This is a genomic window from Paenibacillus sp. MAHUQ-45 (assembly GCF_058133325.1).
Genome location: NZ_JBYUPV010000026.1, coordinates 1 through 10403 on the forward strand (window position 1 = coordinate 1; position 10403 = coordinate 10403).

The 10403-nt window shown below is 47.6% G+C and carries 11 protein-coding genes and 1 riboswitch; of the genes, 5 read left to right on the forward strand and 6 right to left on the reverse strand.

Translation table 11 applies throughout. The annotated features are described in order from the left end of the window. The first annotated feature begins 1251 nt into the window (after window positions 1-1251). The 3 genes from asd to AC3Y23_RS28915 all read left to right on the forward strand — a co-directional run bounded on the left by asd (window position 1252) and on the right by AC3Y23_RS28915 (window position 3428). The gene (gene asd, locus AC3Y23_RS28905; RefSeq protein ID WP_379205533.1) at window positions 1252-2340 is read left to right on the forward strand and encodes an aspartate-semialdehyde dehydrogenase; all 1089 of its coding nucleotides are present in this window, start codon (window positions 1252-1254) and stop codon (window positions 2338-2340) included. Window positions 2341-2480: 140 nt separating this feature from the next. Continuing rightward, entirely contained in the window at window positions 2481-2681 is a 201-nt protein-coding gene (locus AC3Y23_RS28910; RefSeq protein WP_379205534.1) for a DUF3934 family protein, read from the forward strand. A gap of 42 nt (window positions 2682-2723) precedes the next feature. Continuing rightward, a complete protein-coding gene (locus tag AC3Y23_RS28915; protein WP_379205535.1) occupies window positions 2724-3428 on the forward strand; it encodes a pseudouridine synthase in 705 nt (234 codons plus the stop codon). An 89-nt stretch (window positions 3429-3517) separates the two neighbouring features. Here the strand turns inward: AC3Y23_RS28915 and thiE are convergent, their stop codons facing one another. From thiE to AC3Y23_RS28945, 6 genes are all read right to left on the reverse strand, one after another. Next, entirely contained in the window at window positions 3518-4189 is a 672-nt protein-coding gene (thiE, locus tag AC3Y23_RS28920; protein WP_379205536.1) for a thiamine phosphate synthase, read from the reverse strand. Beyond that, on the reverse strand, window positions 4186-5001 hold the full coding sequence (gene thiD, locus AC3Y23_RS28925) for a bifunctional hydroxymethylpyrimidine kinase/phosphomethylpyrimidine kinase (protein WP_379205537.1): 816 nt from the start codon (window positions 4999-5001) through the stop codon (window positions 4186-4188). Before thiD ends, thiE begins: the two co-directional genes overlap by 4 nt. A gap of 57 nt (window positions 5002-5058) precedes the next feature. Further along, a complete protein-coding gene (thiM, locus tag AC3Y23_RS28930; protein WP_379205538.1) occupies window positions 5059-5850 on the reverse strand; it encodes a hydroxyethylthiazole kinase in 792 nt (263 codons plus the stop codon). Between the two features lie 82 nt (window positions 5851-5932). Then, window positions 5933-6967 (reverse strand): ABC transporter substrate-binding protein, encoded by a 1035-nt coding sequence (locus tag AC3Y23_RS28935; RefSeq protein WP_379205539.1) that lies wholly within the window; start codon window positions 6965-6967, stop codon window positions 5933-5935. Next, the gene (locus tag AC3Y23_RS28940) at window positions 6964-7743 is read right to left on the reverse strand and encodes an ABC transporter permease (RefSeq protein WP_379205540.1); all 780 of its coding nucleotides are present in this window, start codon (window positions 7741-7743) and stop codon (window positions 6964-6966) included. Before AC3Y23_RS28940 ends, AC3Y23_RS28935 begins: the two co-directional genes overlap by 4 nt. After that, on the reverse strand, window positions 7724-8497 hold the full coding sequence (locus AC3Y23_RS28945; RefSeq protein ID WP_379205541.1) for an ABC transporter ATP-binding protein: 774 nt from the start codon (window positions 8495-8497) through the stop codon (window positions 7724-7726). Before AC3Y23_RS28945 ends, AC3Y23_RS28940 begins: the two co-directional genes overlap by 20 nt. Before the next feature lie 100 nt (window positions 8498-8597). Beyond that, window positions 8598-8705, reverse strand: a riboswitch (TPP riboswitch). 147 nt (window positions 8706-8852) lie between these two features. On the opposite strand from AC3Y23_RS28945, the gene AC3Y23_RS28950 reads away from it, so the two are divergent. Then, window positions 8853-9341: a hypothetical protein gene (locus AC3Y23_RS28950; protein ID WP_379205542.1), complete on the forward strand. Its 489-nt coding sequence runs from the start codon at window positions 8853-8855 to the stop codon at window positions 9339-9341. A gap of 46 nt (window positions 9342-9387) precedes the next feature. Beyond that, window positions 9388-9771: a hypothetical protein gene (locus tag AC3Y23_RS28955; RefSeq protein ID WP_379205543.1), complete on the forward strand. Its 384-nt coding sequence runs from the start codon at window positions 9388-9390 to the stop codon at window positions 9769-9771. The last annotated feature ends 632 nt before the right edge of the window (window positions 9772-10403 follow it).

Here is a 10403-nt window from a genome sequence, read left to right on the forward strand (position 1 = left end):
GTAAGCTAAACGGGGGTAATGTAAGCTAAACGGGGGTAATGTAAGCTAAACGGGGGTAATGTAAGCTAAACGGGGGTAATGTAAGCTAAACGGGGGTTATGTGAGCTAAATGGGGGAGATGTAAGCTAAACAGGGTTATGTAAGCTAAACGGGGGTTATGTGAGCTAAATAGGGGTTATGTAAGCTAAACGGGGTTATGTAAGCTAAACAGCGGTTATGTCAAACTAATCAAGGGTTATGCAGACTGAATAAGCAAGATGTAGGACTGACTAAATAATGAAACATGCAGATGAGGAGGAATAAAGGGGGAAGATGCTCTCCAAGCTCGCTAAAGCGTAAATAACGGCATTTATGTACCTTAAATTGTCTGCAATGAAGGGGTGGCATAGATTAAGGGCATTTTTGTACCTTAAATCTCTCTAAGAATACCCTTTGGGGTATTTATGTGGAAAAATAAGGTGCGAAAATGCACTTATTTTCTCTTTTTACTCCAAAATGACTAATATAAGGTGCAAAAATGCCCTTAGTTGGAAGTAGGTTGAACTTCGACTACGTTTATTTAAGGCTGTATAATGATGAAGGATGAGAAAACGAAAAACCAAAAAACAATAACCAAAAAAACGAGATCAAATAACTGTGAGCAAATAAACAAGAACCCAAGAACCCAAGAACCCAAGAACCCAAGAACCCAAGAACCCAAGAGAAAAAAACTAATACCTTAAAAGAGAAAAGTTAGTCAAAGAATTGGGGCGGGGATTGAAACTGTAGTAGCACAAGCGATCAAGCGAAAGGTGGCATTCTATGGCTCGCTGAAATATGTTGAATACATGTTGTGTCTGCAGTACTTTCGCAGGAAAGTTCGCACTTGCAGCATAGATCGACGCCAGAGTTTAACCGTTAAAACCGATTATCATAATTGAAGAATCTGGGACAATAGCGACTTTTATTCCATGCTTTACGAGATGATGCCACCCCTTTTTGCTCGCCATTTAAGTTCGCGATGTGTGATCGCAATCTAAGCGCGCAGCTTATGTTTTCACCTTAAGTTCTCACCTTATTTTCGCAACTGAAGTTCATTTTATTAGTGTTCATGTATAAGCCACATGGGGCAAGCACTGCTTTTGTAATATAGCCATATATTATTAGAAGTATCTCCGTGTTTCATTTCACATATTGTTAAACTTGCATATATCATTTATAATCGGCCTAATGAATGATAGGGAAGTAACTTAAAAGGAAGTGTATGATTTCATGACAACTAAGCTCAGAGCCGGCATTGTCGGCGGTACTGGAATGGTAGGCCAACGCTTTATCGCTTTACTAGAGAATCACCCTTGGTTTGAAGTAACTGCAATTTCTGCAAGCAGCAGATCCGCAGGCAAAACCTTTGAGGAATCCATTGCGGGCAGATGGAAGCTGGATACTCCACTTCCTGATAGCGTGAAGAATATTATGGTTCAGGATGCATCCCAGGTAGAGGAATTCGCCAAAGATGTGGACCTGATCTTCTGTGCAGTAGATATGAAGAAGGAAGAAATCAAGAAGCTGGAAGAAGACTATGCACGTACTGGAACGCCGGTCATTTCCAATAACTCCGCCCATCGCTGGACGCCGGACGTTCCGATGGTGATCCCGGAACTCAACCCGGAACATATTAAGGTGATCGAGCAGCAACGTAAGCGTCTCGGTACCACAACAGGCTTTATTGCCGTGAAGCCAAACTGTTCTATCCAGAGCTATGTGCCTGCACTGCATGCGCTGGCAGCATTTGAACCGGAGAAGGTTGTCGTAAGCACATACCAAGCGATCTCTGGGGCAGGCAAGACGTTCGCTGATTGGCCGGAAATGATCGACAACGTCATTCCTTACATTGGTGGCGAAGAAGAAAAGAGTGAGCAGGAGCCGCTGCGGATCTGGGGTGAGCTGACCGAAGAGGGCATTGTGAAAGCTTCCACGCCTGTGGTAACTTCCCAGTGTATTCGTGTGCCGGTTGCTGACGGTCATATGGCATCGGTATTCGTATCCTTCAAGAAGACGCCTTCCAAGGAAGAGATCCTGGAGCTGTGGAAGAACTTCAAGGGCCGTCCGCAGGAACTTGAGCTGCCAAGCGCTCCGAAGCAATTCATCACCTATTTCGAAGAAGAGAACCGTCCACAGACGAAGCTGGACCGGGATATCGAGAACGGCATGGGTGTTTCCACCGGACGTCTGCGCGAAGATTCGCTGCATGACTTCAAGTTTGTTGGACTGTCGCACAACACGCTGCGCGGTGCAGCTGGCGGTGCGGTACTGATCGCAGAACTGCTCAAAGCGGAAGGCTATATTCAGCCTAAAGCGTAATAAATTACACGATAATCACCCGTCTTCCTTCTGGATGGCGGGTGATTTGTGTTTTTTTTCGGCTTTTTGGTGAATGTAATGGTATGATAGTCAAGTGCAAAAGTGAAGGAACATCTGAGGAATAGTAATGGAGTGATAATATGGGATCAAAAAGCAAAGGCGGCGGCACAGGCCGTGGAACAGGTAGCAAGGGTTGGACACGCTGGAATAAGTCAGCCAAGCCAGTAAAGCCCAAGTTCGTGAAGGGCGGTGCCTCCGGTGCTTCTGACGCCAAAGGAGCCGCAGGTGCCAAGAGTGGTTCGGTAAAACCAGGCGCGAATAAAGGTGGAGAAAGCCGCTAGGCAGCTTCTGGTATAGCATATAGCAGGGAGAGCAGGTTTAGCATGAGAATCAATAAGTACATAAGCCTGTCCGGCGTCTATTCCAGAAGGGAGACCAATCGGTTAATTGCCGCGGGGCGGATCAGCATTAATGGTGCTGTCTGCGAAGAAGGCGCAGAGGTAGAGCCAGGCGATACGGTGCTTGTGGACGGTCAAGCCCTTCCGGAAGAACGTTCTGAACCGGTGTATCTGGCCTTGAACAAACCTGTCGGTATTACTTGCACGGCAGCTAGAGAGGTTCAGGGCAACATTATAGATTTCGTTAACTATCCGGCGCGGATTTTTGCGGTCGGTAGACTGGATAAGGCGTCGGAGGGACTTATTCTTTTGACGAACAACGGGGATATCGTGAACAAAATGATGTCTTCGGAATATGGGCATGAGAAGGAATACGTGGTGGATGTAGACCATCCGGTTACAGACGAGTTTCTGCAAAACATGGCGAGCGGTGTGGGCATCTTAGGGGTTATCACCAAGCCCTGCCGGATCTACCGGGAGAGTGAATGCCGCTTTCGGATTATTCTTACCCAAGGGCTCAACCTCCAGATTCGCAGAATGTGCAAAGCGCTCGGTTACAGAGTATTGAAGCTGGAACGCATTCGAATCATGAACATTACGCTAGACGGTCTGGAACGGGGGCAATGGCGACACCTGGCAGATGAAGAGCTGCAGAACCTGCTAACAAGGCTGGATGAAGCGGCAAAATAGTACAAAAAAGGTGGTGTCTCGCTGACTAGCGGACACCACCTTTTTTATAGGTTTGGAGCGGATTGACTTCGCTCCTTGTCAATACACAGTTACGGCCTTGTAGGCGCGGCCTCCATGGCCTGTACGAATGCTCTCGCCGCAGCGGTGACATCAGGGGCTCCAGCAATAGCGGAGATCACCGAAATGCCGTCTGCGCCGGCAGCGATGACCGGTGCGGCATTGGCGGCCGTAATTCCGCCAATACCAACAAGCGGGATGTCGATGCCAGCCTCCCTAATTTCCATTATGAGCCTTGTGCCTTGAACAGCCCGCGCGTCATCTTTGGAAGATGTAGGGTAGACTGGACCGATGCCAAGATAGTCTGCACCATCGGAGATGGCTTGCTGCACTTCTACCATGTTGTGAGCGGAGACGCCGATGATTTTGCCAGACCCGAGACGTCGTCGAATCGATGCGGCAGGTTCATCCTCTTGACCGATATGCACTCCGTCGGCATCGAGCTGAATAGCCAGTTCAATATCGTCGTTGACGATAAAAGGAATGCCCTCGGCCCTGCACAGAGTCTGGAGCGACATTGCCAGTTCGAGAAGGGCTTGTCCGTGGAGGGCACCGGGACCCTTTTCGCGAAACTGGAACATCGTAACACCGCCCTTGATAGCTTCCTTCAGCGTGTCGTTCGGTGTCTTATGACAATTGGCAGTGCCCATTATAAAATATAAGCTCAACTGCTCCTGCAGCTTGTCTCTGTCCACTCCATTCATCCCCGATTCCCCCGCAATCTGTTCTGATAGGCAAAATGGTTCGTCGGCCCATGCCCCGCACCGATGGCCAGTCCATCCTCAATGGCTGCCTGAATAAAGGCTCTGGCCGTATGAATTGCTTCTGGCACAGTCTGGCCTTTGGCAAGCTCTGCAGCCAGTGCCGCAGAGTACGTACAGCCTGTTCCGTGCGTATGACGGGTGTTTACACGTTTATTTTCCATATAAAAGAACGAATGTCCATCGTACAGCAAATCAATCACTTGTTCTGTCGACTCGTCATGCCCACCCTTAAGAATCACATAGCGGGAGCCCATGCCAGCGATAATACGTGCTGCTTGCTCGCGGTCTTGCAAGCTGGTGATGCTATGACCCGTGATTAGCTCTGCTTCCGGGATGTTGGGCGTCGTTACGAACGCCAGAGGCAGCAGTCGGGTGATCAGGGCGGCAACTGCTTCTTGCTGAAGCAATGGCGAACCGCCTTTGGCGACCATCACCGGATCAACGACAAGCCGGTTCCAGCCATACTGTGTCACCTTGTCGGCAACAATACCGATGATCTCGCTGCTGAACAGCATGCCGGTCTTGACAGCCTCCGGCTGCAAATCCTCTCCAATGGAATCCAGCTGTCTTGCTACAGCTTCCGGGTCAAGGGGATAAACCCCTTGCACGCCCAGTGTATTCTGGGCAGTTATCGCCGTCAGCGCGGACATGCCATATACGCCCAGTTCCTGAAAGGTTTTCAGATCGGCTTGAATCCCAGCACCGCCACCGCTATCTGACCCAGCTATTGTTAGCGCTTGATAGACGCTCATTTAAATGCTCCTTCCGCAAAAACTTTGCCTGATGTATTTGAAACTTTAGTGGTAGAATTAGATTTCTCTAATCAGCGATCGTTCTTGGTAAATGTCTGGCGTAACCAACGAAAGCTGGTTCAGGAACTCGATTTGAAAGCTGCCTGGACCCTGGCCATGTGTCAGCTCCTCGGCAATTTCTGCGGCTACGCCATAGAAAGAAATCGCTTCGGCTGCAGCTTTCAACGGTGAATCGCCACCGACAGCCAGGAAAGCTCCGGTTACGGCACTGAGCAGGCACCCGGTTCCGGTGACTTTGGTTAGAATGGGATGACCGTTGGCAGCGATGTAGGTTGTTGTACCATCGGTAATAACGTCCTCTTTGCCGGTGACGATCACGATGCAGCCCAGCTTGCGCGCAGCCTTTTGGGCTAGCTCCACAGCATCACCGTCACCTGTGCCAGCGTCTACACCCTTGATCGTCCATTGCTCCCCGGCGACATTGGCTACCTCGGCGACATTGCCACGCAGCGCTGTTAGGGAGATTGAATCGACCAGCTTTTGGACGATGTCCGTCCGATATGCGGTTGCCCCGGCACCTACCGGATCAAGCACCACGGGCGTACCATGGGCATTGGCGGATTGTCCAGCCAGAATCATAGACGGGATGACCTGTTCGTTCAGCGTGCCGATATTCAGTACGACAGAAGCGGCCATTTGAGCTACATCGGCAACTTCTTCATAGGAGTCCGCCATGAACGGGGAAGCACCGAGGGCCAACAGCCCGTTGGCCGAAAAATTGGCCACAACAATATTGGTGATATTGTGAATCAGCGGATTTTGCTCCCTTACCTTGGACAAATAAGTCATAGGATTGCCTCCCGAGAAAATTAGATTTGTAACGCGCTATTATAGAACCCGCCCATTGGCATCTTGCCTTACAGATTGCGATCTACAAATTGATAAAAGCCTCTTCCGGCGCTACTTCAGCGGATAGCAGGCCATTTTCCTTCAGCCATTGTTGCACCTTGTTCCAGGAATCCGGGTCCTGATAGCCAAACGGCTCGTTCCCCGGATCCATCAGCGGCAGCAGAATCTCCAGACTTTTCTTCTCGATGTCTTTGTCAAGCGGAGAAGTCTGATCTTCATGCTTGAACAGAAGAGACAGCGCTTTTTCTGGATGCTCCTTGACGAACTTTTGACCTTTGGCGGCGGCGGTCAGAAATTTTTTGAAATAAGCCTGAGAGTTCTGCATTCCTTCTTGGCTGGCTACCAGCACAAGCTCATAATAATCTGGCACCCCGTAATCCGTCGGATTTAGGGAGGTTACCGGATGTCCTTCTTTTTCCAGGATCAGCTGCTCATGATTGATAAAACCGCCGATGATGGCATCCGTTTGCCCTGTGGAGAGGGCCGGAATGAGATTGAAGCCAACATCTACGAGCTGTAAGGATTCTGGATCACCTCCGCTGCTGCGGACCATCGTTTTCACCATGGCTTCATAGAGCGGGATGGAGGAATAGCCTACGGTCTTCCCGGTCAGGTCAGCAGGTGTCTTCACAGAAGAGTTGGCCGGAACCATCAGATGGTTCAAGGGATGTCTGACAATTGCGGCGATGGAGAGGACAGGAATCTGCTCACCCCGTGCCATCAGCACCTGTGGCTGATAACTCAATGCGAGATCGATTTTGTTAGCAGCTACGAGCTTCAACGCATCATTGCTGTCTGCCGGCATTTGAATCTCTACGTCTAGCCCTTCCTCGGCAAAATACCCGTTCTCCTGAGCAGCGTAAAGGAAGGAATGGACAGCATTCGGGTACCAATCCAGCATCAGTGTGAGTTTATGCGGCTTACTTGCTGCTGCCCCGGTTTCGCTTCCAGAGCTTTTAGACTTTACCTTTTCGCCGCAACCGCTCACAAGCAACACTGTCATTGCAAGCAACAGAAGCGGAACAATCTTTTTGAACCTGTGATGTCTAGTAATCATTTGTTGTGAAATCCTCTTTTCTTAAAAATAATCTTCTCAATCATAGCGATAACGAGAAACAAGCCAACGCCCATCGCGGATAGCAAGACCACTGCGGCAAACATTTCTTTGCTCTGCAAGTTCCCTGCCATTCTGCGGCTAAAATAACCGAGCCCTTTGCTGCCACCGAGCCATTCGCCAATCGTTGCCCCAATCACACAGTAGACCATCGACAGCTTGAGGCCGGAAAAGAAAGAGGGCAGCGCCAGCGGAATTCGTGTCTTGAGCAGAATTTGGCGTGTGCTGGCACCCATGGTGCGGAGCAGGTCCTCGTAGGCAGGAATCTTCTGCTGCAGCCCATCATAAGTACCAACTACCACTGGGAAAAAGGCGGTCAGGAACACCACGGCGACCTTGCTCCACAGCGTGTATCCGAACCACATAATGAAGACAGGAGACAGCGCGATCAGCGGAATGGTCTGGCTGATGATAACAAAGGGATACAGTGCCTTTTCCAGCGGACGCCACATATGCATGCCAAGTCCCAGTAAAGTACCGCAGGTGACGGACAAAGCATAGCCAAGCAGTACCTCTTGTAAGGTGGCGGGCAAATGTAGCCCGAATAGTAATTTCCTGTTTTCAACCAGAGCGGTCCCTATGGATAGAGGACCCGGGAGAATGAAGGGGGGCAGGACATCTATCCGCGCCAGCGTCTCCCACAAACCGAGAATAAATAGCAGCAGAAGTAAGAACGGTCCATAATTCCGCCAGCTTGTTCTAAACAGCAGTTTTGTCATACAGTCTGCGCTCCAGTTCAGCCCGCAGCTCTATAAACCGCGGCTCATAATTCATTCGGCAATGCCGGGGCCTCGGCAGATCCACGAGTATTTCCTCTACTTGTCCTTCTGCCCGTCCAGGCAAGAGGTAGATGCGGTCACTGAGCAGCAAAGCTTCTTCCAGATCATGCGTAATGAAGAGAATCGTCTTGTCCAGCTCATCCAAAATCTCCAGTAACCAGCTATGCATTTCTCGTTTGGTCATATGATCGAGTGCCCCAAAGGGCTCGTCTAGCAGCAGTAGGTCGCCCCCCGTAATAAGCGTTCGCAGAAAAGCTACCCGCTGCCGCATTCCGCCTGACAATTCATGGGGGAATGAATTTTCAATGCCAGCCAGACCTAAGCGCTCCAGCAGTTCAATAACCTGACTAGTAACCTGGGCTTTGCTACGGCTGCGCTTGATCTCCCAGGGAAGCAGACAATTCTCCAGTACCGTCCTCCAGGGCAGCAGCAGATCTTGCTGGGGCATGTAAGCGACCTGGCCTAACCGCTTGGCGGTAGCCGAAACTCCGTGAAGATGTAGCTCTCCGCTGCTCGGCTCCAGCAATCCGGCGATAATTTTGAAAAGCGTGCTTTTACCACATCCACTGGTCCCGACAACGGAAACGAATTCACCTTGGTGAACCGTAAGGGAGATGTCTGTCAGTACCGGTGCCAATGCAGATTTGGCGTAGGCGTAGGATAAATTGTGCACAGAGATGATTTCCGTAATCACCGTAACCTCCTTAGCACGATAAAAAAAGACCCCTTTATCTCCCGGCGGAAATAAAGGGGTCTAAAATTTAAGTTTGCAAAAAGAAGAGCCATGCAATACCCGAATTTCAGTTCCACTTCCCTCCGCTGGTATGATCCAGATCAGGTTCCAAGGGTCCGAAGCTTACCGCTTTCGTCTCAGCCAAATACAGGCTCCCCTAGTGAAAAAAGGTTTTATCGCTATCAAGTTTCATAATTCGGATATAAATATACCATATTTTATAGTATTGTAAATAGCAGGGGCTGTTTTTGTTAAAATCAGTGTGCCTAAAAATTAAGAACCAGTGTATTCAATCCATTCAACTAAGGTGATCTCATTGGAATTAGACAAAGCAATCTGTAGCAGTATCGGGAATTATGAAAATGCGCTAACCAAAGGGAAGAAATATGAAATACTAGCTGAAAAAGAAGAAAAAATTAGGATCGTCGGAGACCACGGAAGAAGCGTTTGGATTGATAAGTACTACTTTAATTTTACTGACGAAGAAGTGCATATATTGACTGATTGGAAATTCGATGATGACCTTGAAACAATGGAATTCATTGAAATTACATTAACATTTAATGATCGAGTAAAACGTTGGTGCATCATTACAACACCGGATAAATTAAAGCAGCATTTTGCTAGACAAGCAGCACTAGAATTACCAGGAATTCATATAGGACACTTGATAATAGTGCAAACGATAGATGTTGATACTGTTAATGCTTTTTTGCGAGAAATGGATGACCAAGGGGAATTACTTAATGCGTCATTACCACTAGATGAAGTATCAGAAGACGAAGATGTCTCCGGGCTATCCTAAAATACTAGTAGCATGACAAGAACGCTAAAATAAAAGGAGTGACAAGATGAAAGAAAGGACTGCGAAAACAAAATTACAAATAGTTATGTTTATGTCGTTAATGTTTATTATCATTTCATTGATGCAGTTATTCGCAAGTATCTTATTAGAGAGACCAACTTGGGTGTTGATTGTACAATTCTTTCCGATCCCAATATTTGTTGTTATAGCAATTGTGATAATTTTAGACTTAGCGAAGCAAGGTTTTATGATATTTCAAGGTCAATTGGTCAATAGAAGAGGTAATATAGTTATTGTAAAAACATCTGATGGAAGAGAAATGAAGTTCAAAATAACTACTGATCAAATGAAAGAAATACAAAACGATAAGGATATTGAAATACGGTACTATAAGAGAACAAAAGCAGTGATAAATATAACAAATGTCTAGCGTGAATAAGAGGTTTTAGACCTCCAGAGGGAGTAATAAAGTGCAAATAGTATCTGAAGAGGGGAATTGGAACGATTAATAATTAACGACAAATAATAGGTGGAGAAAATATTACAAGAGATGACTTCTTAGGTGAAACAGGGTGGTACAAGCTGATTTTATAAGATAGTACCTGGCAGCGTCGCGGCCGGAACTGAGAATTTAATACAATTGTTCGAAGGAAAATAGAAAGTTATCCATAGTTTACTTAGCACATAGAAACCTCCAGGTTCGCGTACATGCGCGGATCCGGAGGTTTTTTCATCGTTAGCGCTTCTGATTCAGCAGCTGCGGCTTTAAGGGACTTCAGAAAGGTAAGGAAGATTGCCTACATAGAACGCATTAAAAAAACTGCACACCCTGAACTTATTGCCGAAGTGAAATTAACGACATTTTTGTACCCTAAATCTTCTGTAGTTAAGGGGTCGACGGTAATTAAGGACAATATTGTATGTTAATTCTACCGCAATAGTCCATTTAGCGTAATTTTTTTCAAAAAATGCAATTAGAATAAATAGTGGACACCCGTTAACGGACAGACCGATAATGAAATCAGTGGAGGTGTGTTCACTTGGGAGAACAAAGACAACGAT

What these genes read in the sequence shown, in the direction of transcription:
- asd (WP_379205533.1), top strand. Translation starts at nt 1,252, where the DNA reads ATGACAACTAAGCTCAGAGCCGGCATTGTCGGCGGTACTGGAATGGTA.
- AC3Y23_RS28910 (WP_379205534.1), top strand. Translation starts at nt 2,481, where the DNA reads ATGGGATCAAAAAGCAAAGGCGGCGGCACAGGCCGTGGAACAGGTAGC.
- AC3Y23_RS28915 (WP_379205535.1), top strand. Translation starts at nt 2,724, where the DNA reads ATGAGAATCAATAAGTACATAAGCCTGTCCGGCGTCTATTCCAGAAGG.
- thiE (WP_379205536.1), bottom strand. Translation starts at nt 4,189, where the DNA reads ATGAATGGAGTGGACAGAGACAAGCTGCAGGAGCAGTTGAGCTTATAT.
- thiD (WP_379205537.1), bottom strand. Translation starts at nt 5,001, where the DNA reads ATGAGCGTCTATCAAGCGCTAACAATAGCTGGGTCAGATAGCGGTGGC.
- thiM (WP_379205538.1), bottom strand. Translation starts at nt 5,850, where the DNA reads ATGACTTATTTGTCCAAGGTAAGGGAGCAAAATCCGCTGATTCACAAT.
- AC3Y23_RS28935 (WP_379205539.1), bottom strand. Translation starts at nt 6,967, where the DNA reads ATGATTACTAGACATCACAGGTTCAAAAAGATTGTTCCGCTTCTGTTG.
- AC3Y23_RS28940 (WP_379205540.1), bottom strand. Translation starts at nt 7,743, where the DNA reads ATGACAAAACTGCTGTTTAGAACAAGCTGGCGGAATTATGGACCGTTC.
- AC3Y23_RS28955 (WP_379205543.1), top strand. Translation starts at nt 9,388, where the DNA reads ATGAAAGAAAGGACTGCGAAAACAAAATTACAAATAGTTATGTTTATG.